This is a genomic window from Streptomyces sp. NA02950 (genome assembly GCF_013364155.1).
GTDB lineage: Bacteria > Actinomycetota > Actinomycetes > Streptomycetales > Streptomycetaceae > Streptomyces.
Window position 1 is genome coordinate 1,985,319 of the sequence record NZ_CP054916.1, and the last position, 24,546, is coordinate 2,009,864.

21 protein-coding genes are annotated in these 24,546 nt (G+C 71.2%); 3 read left to right on the top strand and 18 right to left on the bottom strand.

The features are described from left to right. Window positions 1–131 precede the first annotated feature (131 nt). From HUT19_RS08260 to HUT19_RS08270, 3 genes are read right to left on the bottom strand one after another with little or no spacing between them, the layout of a single operon-like run. A complete protein-coding gene (locus HUT19_RS08260; protein ID WP_176179826.1) occupies window positions 132–491 on the bottom strand; it encodes an SAM-dependent methyltransferase in 360 nt (119 codons plus the stop codon). A gap of 38 nt (window positions 492–529) precedes the next feature. Then, entirely contained in the window at window positions 530–781 is a 252-nt protein-coding gene (locus HUT19_RS08265; protein ID WP_176179827.1) for a DUF397 domain-containing protein, read from the bottom strand. A gap of 3 nt (window positions 782–784) precedes the next feature. Then, complete coding sequence (locus HUT19_RS08270; RefSeq protein WP_176179828.1) at window positions 785–1,651, bottom strand: helix-turn-helix transcriptional regulator; 867 nt, start codon at window positions 1,649–1,651, stop codon at window positions 785–787. Window positions 1,652–1,787: 136 nt separating this feature from the next. Here HUT19_RS08270 and HUT19_RS08275 point away from each other — a divergent pair, with 136 nt between their 5' ends. Beyond that, a complete protein-coding gene (locus HUT19_RS08275) occupies window positions 1,788–2,228 on the top strand; it encodes an ATP-binding protein (RefSeq protein WP_254885485.1) in 441 nt (146 codons plus the stop codon). A 163-nt stretch (window positions 2,229–2,391) separates the two neighbouring features. On the opposite strand, the gene HUT19_RS08280 is transcribed toward HUT19_RS08275, so the two are convergent. Both HUT19_RS08280 and HUT19_RS08285 read right to left on the bottom strand, forming a co-directional pair. Then, window positions 2,392–3,189, bottom strand: coding sequence for an SGNH/GDSL hydrolase family protein (locus HUT19_RS08280; protein ID WP_176179830.1), 798 nt, complete (start codon window positions 3,187–3,189; stop codon window positions 2,392–2,394). 79 nt (window positions 3,190–3,268) lie between these two features. Continuing rightward, on the bottom strand, window positions 3,269–5,368 hold the full coding sequence (locus HUT19_RS08285; protein ID WP_176179831.1) for an alpha-galactosidase: 2,100 nt from the start codon (window positions 5,366–5,368) through the stop codon (window positions 3,269–3,271). Window positions 5,369–5,538: 170 nt separating this feature from the next. On the opposite strand from HUT19_RS08285, the gene HUT19_RS08290 reads away from it, so the two are divergent. After that, a complete protein-coding gene (locus tag HUT19_RS08290) occupies window positions 5,539–6,342 on the top strand; it encodes a tyrosine-protein phosphatase (RefSeq protein ID WP_176179832.1) in 804 nt (267 codons plus the stop codon). A 45-nt stretch (window positions 6,343–6,387) separates the two neighbouring features. On the opposite strand, the gene HUT19_RS08295 is transcribed toward HUT19_RS08290, so the two are convergent. The 12 genes from HUT19_RS08295 to HUT19_RS08350 all read right to left on the bottom strand — a co-directional run bounded on the left by HUT19_RS08295 (window position 6,388) and on the right by HUT19_RS08350 (window position 21,512). Next, window positions 6,388–7,617: a serpin family protein gene (locus HUT19_RS08295; protein ID WP_176179833.1), complete on the bottom strand. Its 1,230-nt coding sequence runs from the start codon at window positions 7,615–7,617 to the stop codon at window positions 6,388–6,390. An 18-nt stretch (window positions 7,618–7,635) separates the two neighbouring features. Beyond that, entirely contained in the window at window positions 7,636–9,036 is a 1,401-nt protein-coding gene (locus HUT19_RS08300) for an aspartate aminotransferase family protein (RefSeq protein WP_176179834.1), read from the bottom strand. After that, on the bottom strand, window positions 9,033–10,970 hold the full coding sequence (dxs, locus tag HUT19_RS08305; RefSeq protein WP_176179835.1) for a 1-deoxy-D-xylulose-5-phosphate synthase: 1,938 nt from the start codon (window positions 10,968–10,970) through the stop codon (window positions 9,033–9,035). Before dxs ends, HUT19_RS08300 begins: the two co-directional genes overlap by 4 nt. Before the next feature lie 22 nt (window positions 10,971–10,992). Then, on the bottom strand, window positions 10,993–12,159 hold the full coding sequence (gene ispG, locus HUT19_RS08310) for a flavodoxin-dependent (E)-4-hydroxy-3-methylbut-2-enyl-diphosphate synthase (protein WP_176179836.1): 1,167 nt from the start codon (window positions 12,157–12,159) through the stop codon (window positions 10,993–10,995). Between the two features lie 4 nt (window positions 12,160–12,163). Beyond that, window positions 12,164–13,186 (bottom strand): adenosyl-hopene transferase HpnH, encoded by a 1,023-nt coding sequence (hpnH, locus tag HUT19_RS08315; RefSeq protein WP_176179837.1) that lies wholly within the window; start codon window positions 13,184–13,186, stop codon window positions 12,164–12,166. Further along, on the bottom strand, window positions 13,137–13,874 hold the full coding sequence (locus HUT19_RS08320; protein ID WP_176179838.1) for a 1-hydroxy-2-methyl-2-butenyl 4-diphosphate reductase: 738 nt from the start codon (window positions 13,872–13,874) through the stop codon (window positions 13,137–13,139). Before HUT19_RS08320 ends, hpnH begins: the two co-directional genes overlap by 50 nt. After that, entirely contained in the window at window positions 13,874–15,817 is a 1,944-nt protein-coding gene (shc, locus tag HUT19_RS08325) for a squalene--hopene cyclase (protein WP_176179839.1), read from the bottom strand. Before shc ends, HUT19_RS08320 begins: the two co-directional genes overlap by 1 nt. A gap of 108 nt (window positions 15,818–15,925) precedes the next feature. Continuing rightward, window positions 15,926–17,023, bottom strand: a complete 1,098-nt coding sequence (locus tag HUT19_RS08330; protein WP_176179840.1) for a polyprenyl synthetase family protein — start codon at window positions 17,021–17,023, stop codon at window positions 15,926–15,928. Then, complete coding sequence (gene hpnE, locus HUT19_RS08335; RefSeq protein ID WP_176179841.1) at window positions 17,020–18,519, bottom strand: hydroxysqualene dehydroxylase HpnE; 1,500 nt, start codon at window positions 18,517–18,519, stop codon at window positions 17,020–17,022. The genes HUT19_RS08330 and hpnE overlap by 4 nt, the downstream gene beginning before the upstream one ends. Beyond that, entirely contained in the window at window positions 18,516–19,481 is a 966-nt protein-coding gene (gene hpnD, locus HUT19_RS08340) for a presqualene diphosphate synthase HpnD (protein ID WP_176179842.1), read from the bottom strand. The genes hpnE and hpnD overlap by 4 nt, the downstream gene beginning before the upstream one ends. Next, a complete protein-coding gene (gene hpnC, locus HUT19_RS08345; RefSeq protein WP_176186640.1) occupies window positions 19,478–20,341 on the bottom strand; it encodes a squalene synthase HpnC in 864 nt (287 codons plus the stop codon). The genes hpnD and hpnC overlap by 4 nt, the downstream gene beginning before the upstream one ends. A gap of 430 nt (window positions 20,342–20,771) precedes the next feature. Continuing rightward, window positions 20,772–21,512, bottom strand: coding sequence for a TetR/AcrR family transcriptional regulator (locus HUT19_RS08350; protein ID WP_176179843.1), 741 nt, complete (start codon window positions 21,510–21,512; stop codon window positions 20,772–20,774). Window positions 21,513–21,913: 401 nt separating this feature from the next. Here HUT19_RS08350 and HUT19_RS08355 point away from each other — a divergent pair, with 401 nt between their 5' ends. Then, a complete protein-coding gene (locus HUT19_RS08355; protein WP_254885486.1) occupies window positions 21,914–22,780 on the top strand; it encodes an RNA polymerase sigma factor in 867 nt (288 codons plus the stop codon). A gap of 490 nt (window positions 22,781–23,270) precedes the next feature. On the opposite strand, the gene HUT19_RS08360 is transcribed toward HUT19_RS08355, so the two are convergent. Continuing rightward, window positions 23,271–24,311, bottom strand: a complete 1,041-nt coding sequence (locus HUT19_RS08360; RefSeq protein ID WP_176186644.1) for an IS30 family transposase — start codon at window positions 24,309–24,311, stop codon at window positions 23,271–23,273. Window positions 24,312–24,546: the final 235 nt, after the last annotated feature.

Sequence of the window (24,546 nt, forward strand, 5' to 3'; positions counted from 1 at the left end):
CTCCGGCCAACTCCTCAGCCGATTGCCCCTGTCACCACGCAGACGGTCATCACCACGTCACCAGAGAGGTCAGGGAGGGGGTCTGCCCGGCGACGCCCGGCGCCTCTGCCGAAGCCCCGTATCACACCCTGTCAGCTCCTGCCGCCCACCCCGTCGTAGAGGCCGATGGGACCGTGCTTCGCGGGGTCCGGCGCCGCCGGGTCCGGCCGCCGGCGGGGCACCCGCACCAGACCCGGGTCGAGCAGCTCGACCCCGGCGAAGAACGGCAGGATCTCGTCGTGGCGGCGCGGGCTCAGCCGGGCGGTGGACTTCCGGTGGACCTCGTCGGCCACCTGGTCGCGGCCGTGGAAGCCGGTGGTGCCATGGCTGATGGCCAGCTGGCTGCCGGACGTCATCGACCGCGTCAGGGCGGTGACGATCCCGGCCGGGTCCCGGGCCGGATGCGGTCTGCTGGTATCGATCTCCTCGGCGGAGAGTCGCTGGTCGGTCACACGGTTCCCCCTCGGCCCCGGTGGGCCGCGCTCGGGCGTCACAGAAGCAGGAAGTCGGCCTCCCCGGCCTTCGCCCCCTGAATGAAGCGTTTCATCTCAAGGTGCGTGTAGATGAGTGCCGGGCCGTCGGGATCGGTCGACTGGCGCAGCGCCACCCGTCCGTCCTTGAGCCTCATCGCCTCGACGCAGCTTCCCCCATTGCCACCGCTCCACGGCTTGTGCCAGCCCTCGCTGCCGAGTTCCCTCGCCGGCATGCCGCTGTAGACGCGGTTCCCGCATATGCGATCCATCGTTCAGATCTCCTTGCGAATGCCACCCAGAATGGCCTGGGTGGTCTGTGCAGGCGCGGCCTGCGCGCACATCCGGTCCAGGGCCTCCAGGAACGCCGACACATCATCGCGCTGGTCGAAGTAGGAGCCGCTGACCAGCGTCTCCGTGTACGCGATATCGGGCAGTTCCGGGATCGGGAACCGGAAGATATGGAAGGGTCCGTACATCGCCGGGTGCGGACCGGCGTCGAACGGCATGACCTGGAGTCTGATGTGAGGCGCCTCCGCGACGTCGATGAGGCGTGCGATCTGCGCACGCATGGTCTCGGACCCGCCGATGGGGCGGCGCAGCACCGTTTCGTCCATGACCACCCACAGCATCGGCGGGTTGTCCCGGGTCAGCAGTTCCTGGCGCTCCATCCGGAGGGCGACGTTGCGCTCGATCTCGGACTCGGGGGCGTGCGGCATACCGGCCCGCAGCACCGCGCGGGCGTAGTCCTCGGTCTGCAACAGCCCGGGGATGTAGTGCGGCTCGTACGCCCGGATCAGATTGGCCTCGACCTCGAGGCTGACGAAGGTGTTGAACCACTCCGGCAGCACATCGCGGAACCGGTGCCACCAGCCGTTCTTGTTGGCCTCGCGCGCGAGCGCGAGAAATCCCTCCACCTCTTCGGGGTCGTCCACGCCATAGGTCCGCAGCAGCTTTTCGACGTACGGGATTTTCAGGCCGACTTCGGCCTTCTCCATACGGCGGATCGTGGCATGGGTGACGTCGAGGGCGCGGCCGGCCTGTTCGAACGACAGCCCGGCCTTCTCCCGAAGGTCCTGGAGCCGCTTGCCGAGCACGACCCGCAGGACGGTCGGAGCACCGCCCGCCCGCGCATCCGCCACTATCGTCCCCCTCCAAGTACCTTCACAGCACAGCAGTCTGGCATGGGCTCAGCTTCTCGAACAGCCTGTGCTTTCGATTCTGTAATTTACAGATTGAACCTTGCCATGCGCGAGTCTCACAGAGCATAGTGTCGACGTGGCTCCTTCCTACGAGGCTCTCCGGTTAGGGCGCGGCGGCACCATGGTCGCTTCGTGCCTCCAGGACGTGTTCTGTCTCCCGGCGCTGAGCGCCTCCGTCGCGGAGGCGAGACGGCAGGTGGTGTTCCGGCTGCGCTCATGGGGCGTGGGCCAGGACACCCTGGACAGTGCCGAGTTGGTGGTCTCCGAGCTGTTCACCAACGCCGTCCGCCACACCTCCAGCGAAGAGGTCCACTGTTCCTTGCAGCTGATAGGCAGGCGCCTGCGGCTGGAAGTGGCCGACCAGGGGTGCGCCCGGTCGGTGCCGCAGGCGCGGTCGGTCGGGGTGGACCAGGAGGGCGGCCGGGGGCTGATGCTGGTGGAGGCCCTGTCGGAAGCATGGGGGGTCCGGGCCGAACACGGCGGTACGGGCCGGGCCGTCTGGGCGTATCTGGTCTAGCACCGGCGGACCGCACGGAACGCCGCCGCACCACCACCGCACGCAGGGGCCGCATCCGCGTCCGCACGGGACGAGCGGTGCCGAGGGAATAGGGACAGCGACAGCGCCGCCGCGATGAGAGCGCGGCGCCAACGGGGGTCTGCCCCTATTCCTTCGGGACCACTCAGGGCCGTAGCGGCAGCAGATCGGGACGCTTGGGTTCGACGTGGTCGCCCGAGGACTCCCCGCGCAACCGCCGTCCGATCCACGGCACCAGATACTCGCGCGCCCAGTGGATGTTGTCCCGGCGCACCTCGAACGCGCTGCGCTGTCCCTCCACCGGCCAGGGCTGGTCGGGGTCGGCGGGCACCTCGAGACCGAGCACCTGACCGGCCCGCAGCGCCACCCGGGTGTGCCCGTCGGGCGACAGATGGAGCCGGTCGTCGTCCCAGGCACGGCGGTCCTGGACCGAGCGGAGCGACCACAGGTCCAGCACCGGGCAGCCGTAGCGGTCGGCGATCGCCCGCACATGGGCGGTGTAGGTGGCGATCTTGCCGCGCAGATGACGGAGCACCGGTACGTCCCGGGTGTCGAAGCCGGTGCACACCATCACGGTGCCGACATGGGGCACCAGGCCGGCGACGGCGCTCTCGTAGCGGGCGGCCACATCGTCGGGGTCACTGCCGGGCCGCAGGATGTCATTGCCCCCGGCGCAGAAGGTGACCAGATCGGGGCCGAGCTCGATCGCGCGCGACACCTGCTCCTCGACGATCCGGTCGAGGAGCCGGCCGCGCACGGCGAGATTGGCGTAGCGGAAATCGTGCTGGGGCCGCTGGTCGGACAGCAGGACCGCGAGCCGGTCCGCCCAGCCCACGAACACCCCGTCAGGACCGGGGTCGCCGACGCCTTCGGTGAAGCTGTCGCCGACGGCTGTGTACGACCCGATCCCACCGTTGTTCACTATCTTCGAATCGTCTGCCACGTCAGGACATCATTCACCTCAGGACGTGACTTACGCCAACGTAACCAGGGGTTGACGTGTGGTGATGTATCCCACTGGCTCAGATGCGCCGTAGCTGGAATACGGCCGCGTCCAGGTCGCCGCGCAGCCCGGTCCGCAGTCCCCGGTGGAGGAGGACCGCGCCCCGGTGGACCTCTCCGGTGGCCTGGTCCTCGTAGCGCGCGGCCGGGTCCAGACCGCGCAGCCGCACCGGGGGCTGCGGCTCGCCGTAGTGCTGCGCGGGCAGCCAGGCCAGCACCACGGTCTCCTCACCGTGTACGTACTGGACGGCGCTGAGCCGGTCCCCGTCCGGAGGCCGCAGCCGGTACAGCTCGCCGTGCTGGACGACCGGCCGCACCCGCTTGTAGAGCGCCACCCAGTCGCGGGCCTCGGTGCGTTCGGCCTCGCTCCACCGGGCCAGATCGCCGCCGATGCCCAGCACTCCGGCCATCGCGCTGACGAAGCGGAAGCGCAGCGAGGAGGTGCGGGCGTTACCCATGACGTTGGGGCTGTCGGTGACCCAGGCGGCCATCACCCGGGCCGGGTGCAGCTGGCCGAAACCGTGCTGGATGGCGAGCCGGTCCAGCGGATCGGTGTTGTCCGAGGTCCACACCTGGTCGGTGAGGCGCAGGACGCCCAGGTCGATCCGGCCGCCGCCGCCCGCGCAGGACTCGAAGGCGACCCCGGGGTGGGCCGCGCGCAGCCGCCCCAGCAGCTCGTACAGCCCGTGCACATGCTCGGTCCACAGCCGCTGCGGATAGCCGTCACCGGGCCAGCCGGCGTCGGAGAAGGACCGGTTGAAGTCCCACTTCACATAGTCGACGGGGGCGCTGCGCAGCAGGGCGTCCAGCCGCTCCCACAGATACGCGCGGACGTCGGGGCGGGCGAGGTTGAGCACCAGCTGATGGCGGAACTCGGTGCGTACGCGCCCCGGGTGGTGCTGCACCCAGTCGGGGTGGGCGCGGTAGAGATCGCTGTCGGCGTTGACCATCTCCGGCTCGACCCAGATGCCGAACCGCATACCGCGGGCGTGCACCTCGTCGGCCAGCGGTTTCAGCCCGCGCGGAAAGCGGTCCGGGTTGGGGGTCCAGTCGCCGAGCCCGGCCCGGTCGCCGGTCCGTGCCCCGAACCAGCCGTCGTCCACGACGAACAGCTCCACGCCCAGGTCGGCGGCGACCCGGGCCAGCTCCAGCTGCTGCCCCTCGCCGACGTCGAACTCGGTGGCCTCCCAGGAGTTGTAGAGCACGGGCCGCGACGTCTCGGCGTCCGGGATGACATGGGCGAGCTGCCAGGCGTGCCAGGCGCGGCTGGCGGCGCCGAAGCCGCCCTCGGTCCACAGCCCCGCGAAGACCGGGGTGGTGAAGGACTCCCCCGGTGCCAGCAGCAGCTGGCCGGAGTCGTCGTGGCCCACGCCGCCGACCGTCTGGACGGCTCCGTCGGACAGCTGCTGGACGGCGATCCGCCAGGATCCGGACCAGGCGAGCGCACAGCTGTGGACCTCACCGCTCTCCTCGGTGGCGTCGCCGCCGTCCAGCGCGATCCAGGGCAGATGGTGGTGGCTGGTGTGGCCGCGGCGGCTGCCGATCACCTTCTCGCCGGGGGTGAGATCGGTCCGGGCGATCCGGCTCTCGGCCGCCCAGCGCCCGTACAGATGGGTCAGCCGCCAGCGGTCGCGGGCCGGCAGCGACCAGGCGGCGGAGTCGGCGCGCAGCAGCTCCAGCGGCGGGTGGTCCCCGGTACCGGTGTGGGTGAGGGTGGCCCAGCGCTCGAGGACGTCGCCGTCGTCCCGCATCCGGTAGTGCAGGGTGATCCCGAGGTGGTGCAGCGGATCGCGGAAGCGCAGCTGAAGGTCGCCGTCGCGCACGGCGCCGCGTTCGAAGCGCCACTGCGTACCGCGCAGCTCGGGGGTGCGCACCGACAGGGCGGGGCGGACGAAGCGGGGTCCGCCCTCGACCGGGTACTCCTCGCGGCCGTCCAGCGGGGATTCGAAGCCCCGCTCCGGAGGGCCGGGCTCGGCGGCGAGGGCTTCGGCGTCCTCGACCGCGATCCGCGGGCCCCAGTGGAGATGGAGCAGTTCATCGTGGTCGGTGAGGTGCAGGGCGTAGCTGCTGTGCCACCCCGACAGCACCCAGATCCGTCCGTTTCCGCCGATATCAATCATCACACTTCCCCAATTCTCAACAGGTGCCAACAGGATCGGGGAGGTGGCCCGGCGCGGCAATGCCCCTGCGCGCTTCCGCGGGACTGATTGCCCCAGGAATCCATGTCGTATGGTCGGCAGAGCCCGCCCCGCCGATCAGAGACCCGGGCGGCCGAACCCGAGGAGCTCCCGTGACGCAGCAGCCCCCGAAGGTCCCCCAGGCCGATCTGGTGGGGGTACGCAACTTTCGTGACCTGGGCGGTCTGCCGACCGCGGACGGCCGGCGGGTACGGCACGGCGTCCTGTTCCGCAGCGGCCATCTCGCCCATGCCACGGACGAGGACACCGTCTACCTCGACTCGCTGAAGCTGCACACGGTCTTCGACTTCCGCAACGCGGCCGACATCAAGCTGGAGGGGCCCGACGTCGCGCTGAAGGGCGTGCGCAACATCAATCTCCCGCTGTCCGACCCGGCCGACGGCGCCGGATTCTGGACGATGGTGCGCGAGGGCGACCTCAATACCCTGCGGAAGCTGCTGGACGAGGGGCGCGCCGCACAGCGGATGATCAATTCCTACCGGACCCTGCTCACCAACCGGCTCGGTGAGCACAGCCGGATGCTCAGCGCCATCGCGGAGGACAGTTCACCGGTGCTGATGCACTGTTCCGCGGGCAAGGACCGGGCGGGTCTGTCGATCGCGGTGACCCTGCTCGCCCTCGGGGTGGAACGGGAGGTGATCGAGGCCGACTACCTGGAGTCGGCAGCCGCCCACCGCCGTTACAAGATCTGGCGCAAGGGCGGGGGCGCGGACACCATGTCGCCGGAGGTGCTGGCGCTGCTCCTCCCGCTGTTCGACGCCCGCCTGGAATACCTGGCGGCCGCCTTCACCACGATCGAGGAGACCTGGGGCGACACCGAGCGCTATCTCACCGAGGGGCTCGGGCTCACCGCCCCGCAGCGCGAACGGCTGCGGGAGCGGCTGCTCACCGACTGACACGAACACTGCCGCAGGGGCCGGGGGTTGCCCGGCCCGCCCGGCTCAGCCGCGCGGCCGGGGCCGCGGTGACCGCCCCGGGCGACGCAGCGCGAAGGGGCTCTCCGCACCCGCCTCCGGCTCGGTGACCCAGCCCGCCGCCAGCACCAGCCCGGTGGCGCGGTGCACGGCCAGGAAGCCGAACGGGCGATCGTAGCTGACGCCGATCAGCTTCGCCTTCTGCTGCGGTATCCCGCCCGCGTTGAGCGCGAACGCGGTCACGGCCGCGGCGAAGAAGCCCTCGCGGCTGAACGAGGCCGTCATGGACTGCCGTCCGGAGGAGACCGCCAGCGGGAAGGTGCTGATCCCGGGGAAGTGACCCCGGGTGGCGTCCTGCGCCGACCGCAGCCCGAACAGCTCGTCGTGGCGCAGCAGATCGTGCTCCGCTCGCACGGTGAACTGCGGGGTGTTGAGCACCAGCTTGGGCCTGGGGTCGAAGCCGGTGACCTCCGCGACCTTGACGCCGGGAGCCGCGTCGCCCAGCGGCAGCTGCGAACCGGACAGCCCCGGCTGCCCGAGCGCGGTGATCCCCGCCGCCAGGACCTCGGCGCCGCTGACGTCCTCGCCGCCGAGCACCAGATGGACGTCCAGGCCGTTGTCGCCCGAGACCCCGGAGAAGGTCAGCGGTCCGGCCGGGGTGTCCTGGACGACCTTGAGGGTTCCGTCGAGATCCGCGGTACGGCGGGTGAGACCGGCGAGGGACTGATCGGCCCAGGGCCCGCTGGAGGGGCACATCCACCCCACCTCGAACGGCTGCGCCCAGGTGGTCTTCAGCAGCAGCGCACCGGCCAGGACCAGCAGGGTGTCCGGGCCCACCGGGGCCGGCATCCGCGCGATCTCGCCCCGGGTCTGCCGGGAGGCCCAGGCGTCCAGCTCCTTGCGATCCCGCTCGCCGTCGCCGGTCAGCGTGCCGCGTACGCCGGACGGCAGTTCCCGCTCCCACTCGGGCTTGATGGCGAGGTCCTGACGGGTCCACAGCCCGGTGGCCGTGTCGACGCCGTCCATCGAGGCCATCGCCTCGACGAGCTCACGGCCCAGCGCCGTCGCGCCGTCCGCGCTCACCCCCAGCGCGCATTCCAGCTCGGCGCGGGCCGGGCCACCGGATCCGCCCGCGAGCATTGCCAGCAGCGTCCATACCCCGGCGCCGGTGAAGACGGTGCCCTGGCCCGCCACCGCGGCCCGCGCCCAGCGCGCGGTCAGGGCGTTGACGGCCCGTACCGCGGTCGCGTCCACCATTGCCGGTCCCCCATCGGTTCAGCGGTGGGCCACCGCCTGCTTGACGAGAGTCCGCCCGAACTCCCACATCAGACCGCCGCCCCCGTGTGCGTCGTCCATGACCGCCGTGAACGCCCCGACGAAGCGGTCCACTTCCCGCTCGCCGATGATCAGCGGCGGGATCAGCTTAATCACCTCCAGGTGGTCACCGGAGACCTGGGTGAGGATGCGGTGGCGCTGGAGCAGCGGGACCACCACCATCTGCGCGAACAGCCCCTTGCGCGCGGCCTGGAGCATCGCCCAGCGGCCGCGCAGCGCGAGCGAGGAGGGCCTGCCGAACTCGATGCCGATCATCAGGCCGCGACCGCGCACCTCGTGCAGCAGCTCATAGCGGTCGACCAGGGCGGTGAGCCGCTCGCGCAGCAGATCGCCGGTGCGCCGGGCGTTGGCCACGATCTGCTCGTCCTCCATCACCGACAGGACGGCGAGCCCGGCCGCCATCGCCTGGGCGTTGGACCCGAAGCTGGCGGAGTGGACCAGCACCCGGTCCATCGACGCATAGACCCGCTTGAAGATCCATTCCTTGCCCAGGGTGGCGCCGACCGGCACATAGCCGCCCGACAGCGCCTTGGCCACGCACACCAGATCCGGTTCGACACCCTCCTCGTGGCCGTAGGCGAAGAAGTCCCCGGTGCGGCCGAGACCGGTCTGCACCTCGTCCACGATCAGCAGGGCCTTGTGGCGGTGCAGCAGCTCCTGGGCGGCGCGCAGAAAGCCGGGCGGTGTCGCGTGCACCCCCTTGCCCTGGATCGGCTCGACGACGAAGGCGGCCACGTCCCCGTGTGCCAGCTCCCGTTCCAGCGCGGCCAGATCGCCGAGTTCGATCGCGGTGTCGGGCAGCAGCGGGGCGAAGCCCCGGCGGAAGCCGTCCTCGCCGTTGACCGACAGTGCGCCGGTGGTCAGTCCGTGGAAGGCGTGCGCGCAGTACACGACGCGCGGCCTGCGGGTGGCGAAGCGGGCGAACTTCAGCGCGGTCTCCACCGCCTCGGTGCCGCTGTTGCCGAAGAAGACCCGGTCCAGATGCGGGGCGTGGGACAGCAGCTTCTCGGCGAGCAGACCGGGCAGCGGCTGGCAGTCGAAGCGGGTCAGATCGGCGAGCGAGGCATCCAGCACATCGTGCAGCGCCTTGCGGACGACCGGGTGGTGGCGGCCCAGGCCCATCACCCCGAACCCGGCGAGCATGTCCAGGTAGTCCTGGCCCTCGGCGTCCCAGAAGTACGCGCCCTCGGCCCGCTCGTAGACCTTGTCGAAGCCGATGGTGTGCAGCATCCGCGGCAGCTGGTGGTTGAGATAGCGCGCGTGCAGGTCGTAGCGCTCACCGGCGCGCTCGGCCAGCAGCTGCCCGAGGTCGAAGCCCTTGCGCTGTTCGGCTGCCGTCATGCCCGGCTCTCCTCGGCGGCGGTGTGGCGGGGGCCGCGGCGGATGTCGGGCGTCGCGTCGGTACGGGCCAGGGCCGCGGCGATCCGGCCCGCGATCTCGGCGGGGGTCAGCCCGATCTCGGTGAGCACCTCGGCGCGCTTGGCGTGCGGCAGGAACACCTCGGGGATGCCGAACGTCCGTACCGGCAGGTCGACTCCGGCGTCGCCCAGCGCCTGGGCCACCGCCGCGCCCACCCCACCGGTGCGCACATTGTCCTCGACGACCGCCACCACCGCGTGGCGCGCCGCGAGCCGGGGGAGGGCCTTGTCGACCGGTTTGACCCAGCGCGGATCCACCACCGTGCAGTGGACACCGCGCTCGGCCAGCAGTTCGGCGGCGCGCAGCCCGGTGGCGGCCATGACTCCGGCCACCACGAGCAGCACATCGCCGCCGTCGGGGGCGTCGCGGCGCAGGACGTCCATGCCGCCGACCCGGTCGAGCGCCGGAACGGCCGCGCCTACCGCCTCCTTGGGGAAGCGGACGACGGTCGGCGCGTCGTCCACCGCGACCGCCTCGCGCAGCTGGGCGCGGAGCTGGTCGGCGTCGCGCGGGGCGGCGATCCGCAGCCCCGGCACCACCTGGAGCACGGACATGTCCCACATGCCGTTGTGGCTGGGCCCGTCGGTACCGGTGACACCGGCCCGGTCCAGGACGAAGGTGACTCCGCACCGGTGCAGGGCGACATCCATCAGCACCTGGTCGAAGGCGCGGTTGAGGAAGGTGGCGTAGACGGCGACGACGGGGTGGAGACCGCCGGTGGCGAGCCCGGCCGCGGACACCGCGGCGTGCTGCTCGGCGATGCCCACGTCCCACACCCGCTCCGGGTAGGCCTCGGCGAAGCCGGTGAGGCCGACGGGGTCCAGCATGGCGGCGGTCAAGGCGACCACATCGGGCCGTTCGGCCCCGATCCGCACCATCTCCTCGCCGAACACCGAGGTCCACGAGCGCCCGCCGGACGGGATGAGGGGGGCGCAGGTGAGCGGGTCCATGGCGGCCACGGTGTGGAAGCGGTCGGCCTCGTCCTCCAGGGCGGGCCGGTAGCCGCGGCCCTTCTCGGTCAGACAGTGGACGAGGACGGGGCCGTGGAAGCGCCGGGCGCGGCGCAGCGCGGACTCCACGGCCTCGGTGTCGTGCCCGTCGATGGGTCCGACGTACTTCAGCCCCAGGTCCTCGAACATGCCCTGCGGCGCGACGGCTTCCTTGAGCCCCTTCTTGGCGCCGTGCAGCGATCCGTACAGCGGCTCGCCGACCACGGGGGTGCGGCGCAGGACGTCCTTGCCCCAGGCCAGGACGCGTTCGTACTCGTCGGTGGTGCGGAGGGTGGCGAGGTGGTCGGCGAGGCCGCCGATGGTGGGCGCGTAGGAGCGCTCGTTGTCATTGACCACGATGATCAGTGGCCGGTCCCGGGCGGCGGCGATGTTGTTGAGCGCCTCCCAGGCCATGCCGCCGGTCAGCGCGCCGTCGCCGATGACGGCCACCACATGCCGGTCGGTGCGGCCGTGTACCTCGTTGGCCTTGGCGAGGCCGTCGGCCCAGCCCAGCACGGTGGAGGCATGGCTGTTCTCGATGACGTCGTGCTCGGACTCGGCGCGTGACGGATAGCCGGAGAGACCGCCCTTGTGGCGCAGCTTGGAGAAGTCCTGGCGGCCGGTGAGCAGTTTGTGGACGTAACTCTGGTGGCCGGTGTCCCACAGGATGCGGTCCACCGGCGAGTCGAAGACGCGGTGCAGTGCTATGGACAGCTCGACGACGCCCAGGTTGGGGCCGAGATGACCCCCGGTCCTGGCCACCGCGGTGATCAGGAACTCCCTGATCTCCTCGGCGAGCGCGGGCAGTTCCTCCCCGGTCAGCGCGGCGAGGTCGTGCGGGCCCCGGATGTTCTCCAGCAACGGCATGCTCGGATCCCCTCCTCGTGTGTCAGCTCACGGTGACGTCCGGGGTACCCGAGGGAACCCCGTCATCCGCCGTGCGCCGCGCGATTTTCCTGGCTTCGTCGATCAGGGTCTCCACGATCTTCGATTCGGGCACGGTCTTGATGACCTCGCCCTTGACGAAGATCTGGCCCTTGCCATTGCCGGAGGCCACACCGAGATCCGCCTCACGCGCCTCACCCGGACCGTTCACCACACACCCCATGACGGCGACGCGCAGCGGCACCTCCAGACCGTCCAGACCAGCGGTGACCTGGTCCGCCAGCTTGTACACATCCACCTGCGCCCGCCCGCAGGACGGACACGAGACGATCTCCAGCCGACGCTGCCGCAGATTCAGCGACTCCAGGATCTGGATACCGACCTTGACCTCCTCCGCCGGCGGCGCCGACAACGACACCCGGATCGTGTCCCCGATGCCCTCACTCAACAGCGCACCGAACGCCACCGCGGACTTGATCGTCCCCTGGAACGCCGGACCCGCCTCGGTCACACCCAGGTGCAGCGGGTAATCGCACCGCGCCGCGAGCTGCCGGTAGGCATTGACCATCACCACCGGATCGTTGTGCTTCACCGAGATCTTGATGTCCCGGAAACCGTGCTCCTCGAACAGCGAACACTCCCACAACGCCGACTCCACCAACGCCTCCGGCGTGGCCTTGCCGTACTTCTCCAGCAACCGCTTGTCCAGCGACCCCGCGTTCACCCCGATCCGGATCGGCACCCCGGCATCCGACGCCGCCTTCGCGATCTCCTTGACCTTGTCGTCGAACTGCCGGATGTTCCCCGGATTCACCCGCACCGCCGCACACCCGGCATCGATCGCCGCGAACACGTACTTCGGCTGGAAGTGAATATCGGCGATCACCGGAATCTGCGACTTCCGCGCGATCACCGGCAACGCCTCCGCGTCATCCTGCGACGGACACGCCACCCGCACGATCTGACAGCCCGACGCGGTCAGCTCCGCGATCTGCTGAAGAGTGGCCCCGATGTCCGCGGTCACCGTCGTCGTCATCGACTGCACCGACACCGGAGCGTCCCCGCCCACAGCCACCGACCCCACCTGGAGGCGGCGCGAGTGGCGGCGCGGGGCGAGCGGCCTGCCCGGCACGGCGGGCAGGCCGAGTGAGACGGGCTCCCCTGCGCTCATGGCGTCACCGCCCTCCTGTGGCGGTCTCCCGCGCGGCGCGCAGCGACTCCTTGAGCGAGCTCATGGTGGCCAGGACGGCGGTGGGCTCGTAGCCGCAGTGGGCCATGCAGTTGTCGCAGCGGGGGTCCTTGCCGCGGCCGTAACGGTCCCAGTCGGTCTCCTCCACCAGCTCGCGGTAGGTGGGCACATAGCCGTCGCTCATCAGGTAGCAGGGGCGCTGCCAGCCGAAGAGCGAGTAGTTGGGGATGCCCCACGCGGTGCACGGGAAGTCCGTCCTGCCCTCGAGGAAGTCCAGGAACAGCGGGCTGTGGTTGAGCCGCCAGCGACGGCGGTTGCCGCCCGCGAACGCCTTCCTGAACAGTTCGCGGGTCTGCTCGACGCCGAGGAAGTGCTCCTGGTCGGGCGCCTTCTCGTAGGCGTAGGCGGGCGAGATCATCATCTCGTCCACCTTGAGGTCGTCGTTGAGGTAATTGAGCACGTCGATGATGGTCTGCGGGGTGTCGGTGTTGAAGAACGTGGAGTTGGTGGTGACCCGGAAGCCGCGCCGCTTGGCCTCCTTGATGGCCGCCACCGCCTCGTCGAACACCCCCTCCTTCGCCACGGATTCGTCGTGCCGTTCCCGCAGCCCGTCGATGTGCACCGCGAAGGCGAAGTACGGGGAGGGGGTGAACAGGTCCATCTTCTTGCGCAGCAGCATCGCGTTGGTGCACAGGAAGACATACTTCCGCCGCGCCACCAGCTGCCGGGTGATCTCGTCGATCTGGGGGTGCATCAGCGGTTCACCCCCCGCGATGGAGACCATCGGCGCCCCGGACTCCAGCACCGCGCCCACCGCCTGCGCGACCGGCATCCGCTGCTTCAGCACCCCGGCCGGGTGCTGGATCTTTCCGCAGCCCTCGCACTTGAGGTTGCAGGCGAAGAGCGGCTCGAGCTCCACGATCAGCGGAAACTTCTCTCGGCGCTTGATCACCTTCTGGTCAAAAAGATACGTCGCGACCCGGATGGTCTGTCGGAGAGGCATGGCCATCTAGCTCACCTCCTGGGAGCATCGCATTACGGTGCCAGTCAAAAAAAGCGGGAAGAACGGTCCGTAGTACTCGGAAGGCCGATATTCCACCGCGCAGTGTGCCGATCCGGACGAGTTCATGTTCCGGAGCGTCCACGACCACCCGTACGGCCGCAACCGGACGGGCCCCCTGGCGCACGGCGCTGCGCAGGGTGGCGGCGGACTCCATGTCCACCGCGATGGCTCCGGTGGTGTGCAGTGCGGCCCGTTCAGCGCCCCGCACCACATGGTTCGATCCGGCCACCGGGCCGATGTGCACGGTCCGCCGCGGGCCGCGCCGGGGCTCGCGCGGCACAAGATCCGACAGGGCGTCGGCGAGGAACGCGGTGCCGGCGCACACCGTGCGCCCGGCCGGGTCACGGGTCTCGTCGGCGACCACCAGGTCCCCCGGGTGCATTCCGGGGGCGAGTCCGGCGCAGAAACCGGTGGCGACGACGGCGGTGGGGGCCGCCGGGGCGGCGGGGGCCTCGCCGAGCGCCCGGGCCACCGCGCGCTCGGCGGCCTGCGGCCCCATACCGGTGCGCAGCACGGTCACCGGCCCGGCGGCGCCGTCCGCGTCGCCTCCCCGCAGGGCGAACCGCTCGATGCCGAGCGCACAGGCGATCAGCAGCGGCGGGCCCCCGGGGCCCGGGGCCGGTCCGGCGGACATCAGGATCTCCGCGGTCGTGCCCCGGTGGCCTCGTCATGGACGAATCGCCCGAGTGCCGTGAGGGGGAAGACCTGCCGGTACAGGTGGTAGTTGATGGAGAAGTCCCAGGGGAAGCCGGTGCCGGTGAAGTACGGCTCGTCCCAGGAACCGTCCTCTCCCTGCGCGGCGGCCAGCCATTCGACCCCGCGCTCGACGGCCTTGCTCTCCCGCTCCCCCGCCGCCAGCAGCGCCAGCAGCGCCCACGCGGTCTGGGAGGCGGTGGAGGCGCCCCGGCCGATCCATTCGGGGTCGGGATAGGAGCGCTGGTCCTCGCCCCAGCCGCCGTCCTCGTTCTGGACGCTCTCCAGCCAGCGCACCGCACGGCGGACGGCCTGGTGGGAGGCGGGCACCCCGGCGGCGATCAGCGCCGGGACGACGGAGCCGGTGCCGTAGACGTAGTTGGTGCCCCAGCGGCCGAACCACGCCCCGCTCGGCTCCTGCCCGGCCAGCAGCCAGGAGATCCCGCGCCGGGTGCGGGCGTCGTAGGACCGGCCCTCGTGGGCGAGCATCTCCACGACGTGCGCGGTGACATCGGCCGACGGCGGGTCGATGACCTCACCGAAGTCGCAGAACGGCAGCCGGTTGGGCAGCGGGCTGGTGTTGTCGGCGTCGAAGGCGCCCCAGGCGCCGTTCTTCGACTGCATCCCCAGCGTCCAGCGCATACCGCGCCGCACCGCCGCCTCGATCCGCTCGGGCTCGGGGTGGTCGACGCGGCGCAGCGCCAGGATGACTTCGGCGGTGTCGTCGATGTCGGGGTAGTGGTCGTTGTGGAATTCGAAGGCCCAGCCGCCGGAGGGCAGTCCGGGGCGCCGCACCGACCAGTCGCCGGGCCGGTCGATCTGCTCGCCGAGCATCCAGTCGGCGGCCTTGACCAGCGCCGGGTGATCGGGGTCGAGCCCGGCGTCGGCGAGCGCGATGGTGGCCAGACAGGTGTCCCAGACCGGGGACTGACAGGCTTCGATCATGCGGCTGCCGTCCTCGCGCCAGACCGCGAAGCGGTCGAGCGAGGCGAGCCCGGCGCGCATCACCGGGTGGTCGAGGTCGTAGCCGAGGAGGTGGAGGGCGATCAGGGAGTAGACGGCGGGTGGCTGGATGCCGCCCCAGCAGCCGTCGTTCTCCTGCCGTTCGACGATCCAGCGGGCGCAGGAGCGCAGCGCGGCCCGGCGCAGCGGTCGGACGGCGACCTTGCGGTAGGCGTGCAGGACCCGGTCCAGCCGCTGGAAGGCGCCGTCCCAGGAGGCCACGGGGGCGGGGCGGCGCGGCGGTCTGGGCCGCCGGGGATCGGTGTGCAGCTCGTCCAGGGGGAACGGGGCGGGGCGCACGGGGCGGTGGGCGGAGACGATGGTGAGGGGGACGATGGTCTGCCGGGCCCAGCAGCCGAAGTCGTAGATGTTGAGCGGAAGCCACTTCGGGAAGTAGATGATCTCGGGCGGCAGTTCGGGCAGGTCCTCCCAGCGCCACCAGCCGAAGAGGGCCAGCCAGATGCGGGTGAAGACGCGGCTGCGGGCGATGCCTCCTTCGGCGCGCACCCAGGCGGCGGCCGCGGCCATATGGGGGGCGTCGGGCTCGTCGCCGGCCAGCCGGAGGGCGACGTACGCCTCGATGGTGGCGGAGAGCTCGGGCGGGCCGCCGTGGAAGGTTGCCCAGGTGCCGTCCTCGCCCTGCTGGGCGCGCAGATGGCGGGCCGCGGCATCGAGGAGCCGGGCATCCTGGATCCCCAGGAACTGCCGGAGCATCAGGTCCTCGGCGTCCATGGTGACGTTGGTCTCCAGATCGCCCTTCCACCAGCCCTGCTCGTCCTGACGGGACAGCAGGTGGTCCACGGCACGGGCCGTCGCCTTCCGCGCGGCGCCTAACGTCTCGGACTCGGGTGACTCGGAGGGTTGGACGGTGGTCGCTGTCATGGCTTCCCCTCTGCGGTGTGCGATCTCTGCCGTCGTTGGGGCCTCCGTCGGCCGGCACCCCGGCTGGGTGCCGGCCGGCGACTGCGAGCTGGGCGCGGTCGATAACGATCATCTCTCTCGTACGACGACGAAGTCGGCGAGCGCCACGAACTGGGCGCGGACGGCGGCGGGCATGTCCACCGCGCCGAGCGCCGCCACGGCGGTCGCGTGCTGGCGGCGGGCCTCCTGCGAGGTCCAGTCCCGGCCGCCGGCCTGCTCGATCAGCGCGGCGCGGGTGGCGAACTCCTCCTCGGAGAAGTCGGCGAACTCCGCGTCCGGCTTGTGCGCGTCGGCGGCGAGGATCTGGGCCAGGTGCTCGGAGTCGGGTCCGCCCGCGGCCAGGGCCGCGACCACCGGCAGGGACTTCTTGCGCTGCCGCAGATCGCTCCAGGTGCGCTTGCCGGTGGCCTCCGGGTCGCCCCAGATGCCGAGCAGGTCGTCGACGGCCTGGAAGGCGAGTCCGAGGTGGTAGCCGTAGCGCTCGAGGGCGTCGGCGGTGCGGTCGTCGGCCCCGCCGAGGACGGCGCCGATGGAGGCGGCGCAGGCGAGCAGCGCGCCGGTCTTGTTGCCCTCCATCTCCAGGCACTCCTCGACGGTCACCCGCTCGCGGTGCTCGTAGGAGATGTCCTGGGCCTGACCGTCGATCAGGTCCCGGGTGGCGGAGGTGAGCCGGCGGGTCGCCCGCCCGGCCTCCACGGTGCCGAGCTCCAGCAGCATTTCGTTGGCCAGGGCGAACAGCGCGTCCCCGACGAGGATGGCCTGCGCCGGTCCGTGCACCTTCCACACCGTGTCCCGGTGGCGGCGCTGCTCGTCGCCGTCCATCAGATCGTCGTGGAGCAGCGAGAAGTTGTGGACCAGTTCGACCGCGACCGCGCCGGGCACCCCGGTCTCCGGGGCGGCGCCCGCCGCCTCGGCCGACAGCAGTGCCAGCGCGGGGCGGACGGCCTTGCCGCCGTCGCCCGCGGCCGGGCGTCCCTCGGTGTCGATCCAGCCGAAGTGGTAGGCGGCGACGGTGTCCATGGGCGGGGCGAGCCGGCCCACGGCGGCGCGCAGCACCGGCGTGGCAAGCGTGCGGCCGCGCTCCAGCAGCGCGTTCACGCTCGCGGTGTCGACAGCTGGGGTCGCCGGGGTCACGGTCTCTCCTCTGTTTCCTGTGGTGGTGCTCATACCGCCTCCTCGGGGGTCCCCCCGCCGGGGGCGGGGAGCTGATTCGCATGCGGGCGGCCGATGTCGGAGAGGGCCGCGCGGGCGGCGGACAGCCCGCTGCGCACGGCGCCCTCCATGGTCGCGGGCCAGCCGGTGGCGGTCCACGCACCGGCCAGGTAGAGGCCGGGCGCGTTCGTGGGGGCGTCCGGCCGCAGACGGCCGACGCCGGGGACGGGGGCGAAGGTGGCGGTGCGCTCCCGGGTGACGAAGAAGTCCCGCACCCCGGCGCCGCGGGCGGCGGGCAGCAGCCGCTCCAGCTCGGGCAGATAGCGGGCGCGCAGCTCGGCCACCGGACGGTCGATCTCCTCGTGGGCGGCGGACTGCGACACCGCCAGGTACTGGCTCTGCCCGGCCCCGGGGGTGTCCTTCAGCCCGGAGGCGTCCGTGCGGTCGAAGACCCACTGGACGGGGCTGCCGATCGCGGCGAAGAACGGGCGGCGCAGCACGGTGCGGTCGTAGATCACATGCAGATTGAGGATGGGCGCGGTGCCGATGCGCAACAGCCGGTCAGGGTCCTCGAGGGCGCCGTCGGGCAGCAGGGCGTGGGCGTCGTGCTGCGGTACGGCGAGCACCACGGCGTCCGCGTCGTCCAGCGGCCGCGCGGTGGCGGCCCCGTCGGCGGGATGCGGGCGCCAGCGGCCCTCGGCGGTGCGGGTGACGGCGGTCACCCGGGTGCGCAGCTCGGTGCGGACGCCCGCGGTGTCCAGGGCGGCGCGGGCGAGGGTGTCGTGCAGTTCGCCGAGCGGGGCGCGGGCCCAGCCGATGTCGGCGGCGCCGGGCCGGGAGAGCAGCCCGGTCTTGAAGACCATCGCGGCCAGGCCGAGCGAGGCGTGGCGGGCGGTGGCGTTGAGCGTGGCCACACCGACCAGGTCCCACAGTGCCTCGACGGCGCGCGGCGACTGGCCGTGACGGTGCAGCCAGCCGGCGAAGTCCTCGCCGTCCAGGGCCGGGTCCGCCGGGTCCAGCCGTCCCAGGGCGAGCGCGGCACGGCCCACCTGGGCGCGCTCGGCGAAGGTGAGATGCGGATAGGTGGCGAGGCTCGCGGCCAGGTGCAGCGGCACCGGCAGGGCGGTGCGGCGCAGCCGTCCGAGCCGCCGCCCCGGGCGGCCGTCGGCGTCCAGTACGGGAACGTCCAACCGGCCCTGGAGCGGGGCGAGTCGGGCCGCGTCCAGCCGGTCCAGGAACCACTGGTAGGCGGTGCAGCAGCGCAGATAGACATGCTGGCCGTTGTCGACGGTCAGCTCGCCCACGGGTGAGGAGCGGCGGAAGGAGAAGGCCAGACCGCCCAGGCGGGGCCGCCCTTCGAGGAGCGTCACCCGCATCCCGGCGTCGGCGAGGGCGAGCGCCGCCGTCGTACCGGCCAGACCGCCGCCGATCACCAGGGCGCCACGGCCACGCGCCGCGCCCTCCGCCCGGGGCGCGCCCCGGGGGCCGGGGTGGGTGAGGGGGGCCGTCATGAGAGTGTCCCCGTGACCCGGCGGCGGGTGACCGCGCGGGCGTCGAGTCCGGCGAGCCCGCGCACGGCGACGTACGCCTTCTCGTGGGCGGGCAGCGAAACGCGGCCGCGCAGGACGGCCGCGGGGTCCCGGGCGATGCGGTCCAGAAGTCTGCGGTAGATGCCCGCCATGGCGGCCACGCACGCCCCGCTGCGGCGGTCCAGCAGCGGCAGCAGCCGGAAGCCCTCGTCGAACAACACCCTGGCCCGCCGCACCTCGAAGTGGACCAGGCCGGTGAAGTCGGCGTCGGGCGGGGCGGTGGAACGCCGGAACGCGGCGGAGCAGCCGAACTTGGCCAGGTCCTCGGCGGGCAGGTAGGTCCGCCCGGAGGCGGCGTCCTCGCGGACGTCCCGCAGGATGTTGGTCAGCTGAAGGGCGAGGCCGAGGGTGTCGGCGTACTCGGGTGCGCGCCCGAGCTCGTCCTCGCTGTGACCGGCGGCGGGCACGGTCCCGAAGACACCGAGGGAGAGCCGCCCGATGGCACCCGCCACACAGCGGCAGTAGACCTTGAGGTCGTCCCAGGTCTCGTAGGTCCGCCCGGCCACGTCCATCAGCACGCCGTCGATCAGCTCCTCGAGCCCGCCGAGCGGGATCGGGAAGCGGTGGGCGGCGTGGGCGAGCGCGACGGCGACCGGATCGGTGTCGTCCTCGTCGATGCCGCCGTTCCCGATCCGGCCGAGCAGGGTGCGGGTGCTCGCGAGCCGGGCCCGCTTGGCGTCGGCGTCGAGGGCGCCGTCACCGATGTCGTCGATCCGGCGGGAGAAGGCGTAGAGCGCCGACATGGCGTGCCGCTTGTCGGTGGGCAGCAGCCGGATGCCGTAGGCGAAGTTGCGGGCCTGGTGCCCGGTCACGGCCTCGCAGTAACGGTACGCCGCGAGCACTGGCGCGGACGCGTGCGGAGATCCGTCCACGGTCCGGCTCACCCCTCTCTTCGCAGTGTCGCCCCCACCTCGCGCAGCAGGCTGAGCTTGGTGGGCCTGGGTGGTCCAGGGAGTACGTCGTGCCCCGTGGCCGCGACCGCCCGCAAGGCGGCCCTCCCCCCGGCCACGAATCCCGCCAGCAGCACCTTCAGCCTGCCGTGGACGCTACCCACCAGGGGGGTGCCTTCATTCAGCAGGGCCGCGGCGCGTTCCGCCTCGTACGCGACCAGGGCACGCACCGATGCGCCGCCCCGGGGAGCGGCGAGGTCGGCCTCGGTCACCCCGAAGCGTTTCATGTCCTCGGCGGGGAGGTAGACGCGGTCCCTGCGGAGGTCCTCGGCCACGTCCTGGAGGTGCTCGACGATCTGGAGGGCGGTGCAGATCGCGTCGGAGCGGCGGATCCGCTCGGGGCTCGCGGTACCGGTGATCCCGAGGACGAGCCGCCCCACCGGGTTGGCGGACAGCTCGCAGTAGTCCAGGAGCTCCTGGTAGGTGGCGTACCGCCGGATCCGCTGGTCCTGGCGGTTGGCCTCGATCAGGCCGAGGAACGGCCCGGGGGTGAGGCCATGGCGGCGGACGGTGGGGCGCAGCGCGCGCAGCAGCGGATGGCGCGGGGTGGCGGCGGGGTCGAAGACCCGCCGCAGATCCGCCTCGAAGGCGTCGAGCAGGGCGAGGGGGTCGTCCGCGCTGCCGCGGTCGAGACCGAGCAGCTCGGCGTCGGCGCCACCGGGGGGAAGGTCGCCGTCGCCGATGTCGTCGACCAGCCGGGCGTAGCCGTAGACGGCCATGAGGTCGGTGCGCCAGGCGCGCGGGAGGAAGAAGGGGGCCACGGGGAAGTTCTCGTGCGCGGCCTTGGCGAGCACGGCGCGGGCGGCCTGCTGCCCGCCGTTGGGGCCGCTCGACGTGGTAGAGAAACGGCTGCGCTCGTCCTCGACGGTCACCGTGGACAGCCAGGCGTACGGGCGAGGACCAGGACGCCATGCGGATCCCGGCGACCGGGGCCCGCGGGAGCGCTGGAGAGGGGCCGTGTAGCCAATGCCGTCACATCCCCCGTTCTACACCGGTTACCAGGGTCGGCACGATCCGGACACGCCGCGCCGCCATGTCAAGGGCGTCCGGCCCGGAGCCCCCGAACAGGCGACATCGGCCCGGTTCCGACATGATCCGGATGGGCATTGCTCCAGCTTACGCTTCTCGGTGTACAGATGTACGGGGATACACCCCCATGTGCCCCTTCGCGCCCCGCGCAGGGACGGCGACCGGCCCGACCGGGCCGGGTGCGCGGGACAGCCGTCAGGGCGTGTCCTCGTAGAACTCGTCGATGTCGAGCACCGTGCAGAGACTGCGCAGCTCGAACTCGAAGAAGGACTGTCCCTCGGCCAGGGCGAAGGACATATGGCCGAGCGCCTCCAGGGAGATCACCCCGTACAGCCGCACCCAGCAGCGGAGCATGACCGCGATGGCGCCGGGCGGCATGTCGACGTCCTGGTCCTCGCTGAGGGTGGTCAGCTGGCGGGCGAGTCCGGCGTCGAGCTCCTCGCCCTCGGGGGCCGGGAAGCCGCGCAGCCGCCACAGGTCGGAGACCAGATCGGAGAAGACGGAGCCGAGGACCAGGCCCATGTGGCGCTCGGGTTTGGTCTCCTCGCGGCCGAGCCCGGGGGCCCACGGCCCCAGGATGAGACCGAACTCATGGGGGTGCTTGATCGCCCAGATCCGCAGCGCCCGGGCGCCGCTGATCAGCCGGCGGCCGGGCTCCTCCTCCGGGAGCTTGCCGAGCACCCCGCGCATGAAGCGGGCCATCTCCTCGAAGATGTCCACCCGCAGCTGGAGGATGAGCGCGTCACGGCTGCTGAAGTACCGGTAGACGGCCGGCGCGGTCATACCCATCTCACGGGCGATGGCCCGGATGGTGACGTTCTCCGGCCCCTCCTGGACCAGGAGCGTCCGGGCCACGTCCTTGATCTCACGGATGGTCGCGATGCGCAGCCGCTCGCGCCGTGAGTACGGTGCGACGTGCGCTTCCCCTGGCGACACGCGTCCCCCTCCCCTGATGCCCCCGCCGCTCGGCAACCCGGCGTACAGGCACACGATACAGCGCCTCTGTTTAGTGAACAGCAGCAGCGGCGGTGCCTCTGGTTCACGCAAGGGGGCGACGGTCTCCCGACGACCACTTTGGACCGGGCCGCCCGGCCCGCGGGAAGGCCCGCCGGGCGGCCGGTCGCACACCTCCGCCGCACCTCCGGCACTCCCCCGACATCCATCCGTCGGCAATGCGTTCGAGAGAGAAATTCCACACCGCGGACATCTGTTCAGGGGTTCCCTCCCCCGGTTCACCAGCGCAAGACTGGCTACCCGCCAGTCAACGGGCGTGACCGGCCAGGAAACAGTTGACAGGCGCGGTTGGACTCGCTCTATAGTGAACACTCGTAGCTGAGGTGAATTTGATTTTTGCTCACCTCGCGACACCTGACGAACGAACGGAACCGGGGATTCCAATTCGTTCCGTTCTGTTGTGTCAGGAGCAAAAAGAAGACACGGGGGGATACGTGCACGCACGATCATTGAACGATCTGGTCGACGGCTGCCTTGACGGGGATCAGGACTGCTGGAATCAGATCGTCGAGCGGTATGCACCGCTCATCTGGGCCATTGCCCGTTCTCATCGACTCAGTCCGGCCGACTGCTCGGACGTCAGCCAGGCCACCTGGCTGCGGGTCGTCCAGCACCTGGACAAGCTGCGCTCGCCCGACCGGCTGGCGCAGTGGATTTCCACCTCGGCACGCCGGGAGAGCCTCAAGCATCTGGAGAAGTCGGGGCGAAGCGTCCCGGTCGGCGGCGCCGAGGCGTTCGACCGGCCCGAGACCGCGGGACCGCAGCCGGAGGACGCCGTCCTGGCCCGGGAGCGCGACGACGAGGTCTTAACGGCCTTCTGCTCGCTCACCCCGAAATGCCAGGCGCTGCTGGGGCTGTTGGTGACCGATCCGCCGATGTCCTATGACGAGATCAGTGAAACCCTCGCCATGCCGCGCGGTTCCATCGGGCCGATCAGGTCGCGCTGCCTGGCCCATCTGAAAAAGATCCTCCAGGAGCAAGGACGGGCACCGAAAGGCGATGCCGCCCTTGTCTCCCACATCAGGGCCGCCGGACTACGGGCCTATGCGGTGAGTCGCCGGACTACGCCTGAGAAACATGGGCCGGGTGGGTCGAATGGGCCGAACGGCTCTCGAGGGCCTCGTCCTTCAGGTCCTCCACCACGTCTTCCGCATTCTCGTCCGCATCACGACGAGCCACGTTTTCTCTGAAGAGCGCCTGCGCCTTCTCGATCACATCTCGCGGCACCGGACCGAGAGCGTCGGACAGCCGTCCCAACAATTCCGCTTGCTCATGATCCATCGCTACGGCTCCCAACTGCACGACGGTGGGCACGTCCTTTACCACACCGGTCGGCTCCCGATCTCAGCGGTTCAATCTACAACAACGTATGCGGCTTCACCATGGTGCGTCAGTGCGTTTACGTCCCGGTCGAGTTGATGTGTATCACGTACGGCGTACTGCGGATTCTCCTCATGATGCTTCGTCTCCCGTCGGACGAGATCGGTGGGCGGTGCGGCGCGGAGGTGCCGGAGCCCTTCGCGCCCACCCCTACAGATACGGCATGTGACACTCTGGATACACCCGCCGGACGTTCGGGGGCAACCGGGCCCGGAACGCGGGGCAGTTGGGGGGACCGCGCGCACGACGAGGCCCCGCCGGATCCTTGGATTCAAGGGGTCGTCGCAACACCACTTGGTTTCAGGTGGTGAGTAGATCACGTAGACGCTCGGCTGGGGTATCCCAGCCGAGCGTCTTGCGTGGGCGGCCGTTGAGTTCCTGGGCGACGTGTTCGAGGTCTTCGGGACTGTGGACGCTGAGGTCGGTGCCTTTCGGGAAGTACTGGCGCAGGAGGCCGTTGGTGTTCTCGTTCGAGCCGCGTTGCCAGGGGCTGGCGGGGTCGCAGAAGTAGACGGGCATGCCGGTGGCCATGCTGAACTGCTTGTGGCGTGCCATCTCGCTGCCCTGGTCCCAGGTGAGGGAGCCGCGCAGGTGGGCGGGCAGGGTCTGGATCGTGGCAACGAGGCCGTCGCGGACGGTCTCGGCGTCGTGGGCCCCGCCCGGCAGATGGACCAGCAGGGTGTAACGGGTGCTGCGCTCGACCAGGGTGGCGATCGCGGAGCGCCCGCCCGCGCCGATGATCAGGTCGCCTTCCCAGTGACCGGGCACGGCCCGGTCCTCGACGTCGGCGGGACGGTCGCTGATCATCACCATCGGGTCGATGAACCGGGGCGTGCGCCGCTGGGAGTCCCGGCGCGGTTTGCGGCGGGTCCGGCCGGAACGGATGGCGGCCTGCACTTCCCGCTTCAGGCCGCCGCGGGCCTGGAAATACAGTGCCTGGTAGACCGTCTCCACGCTCACCCGCATGCTCTCGTCGTCGGGATGCTCTCTCCGTAGAGCGTGGCAGATCTGTGCCGGTGACCACCGCTGGCGCAGTCCGTCCCGGACGAAGCGGCGCAGCCGTCCCTCGCGCAGCAGTTTGCGCTCCTTGGGCCGGGGTCTGCGCGCTGCCGCTGCCCGGTGGGCGGCGTAGGGCTGGTAGCCCTCGCTGCCCGAGTTCGCGTCGATCTCCCGCTTGATGGTGCTCGCCGGCCGTCCCAGGACCCGTCCGATCGCCCTCAGCGACTGCCCCGCCGCGCGCAGATCGCGGATCTTCTCGCGCTCGGCGAGCGCTAGGAACCGCGGGTGAAGCTGCTTCTCCAGGGCCGTCAGGCCCACCGGTGCCGTGGTCACACCGCACATCGTGACGGTCCCGGTGCTGTAGTCGACACGGCGGCCGTCAGCGTAAGTGCGCGTGGTGCCGGTCTTCTTGACGCCCCAGTCCCAGTCCTTGGCCGTGCGCTCGTTCACCCCGACCTGCAGGGCCGCCACCCGACGTGCGACACCGGCGGCCCGAAGCCGCTCGTACTCGTCGCGCCCGGGGTGCCGCCGAGGCAGGCGCACCGAGGTCCGTCCGGCCTTTCGGGCCCAGCCGAAG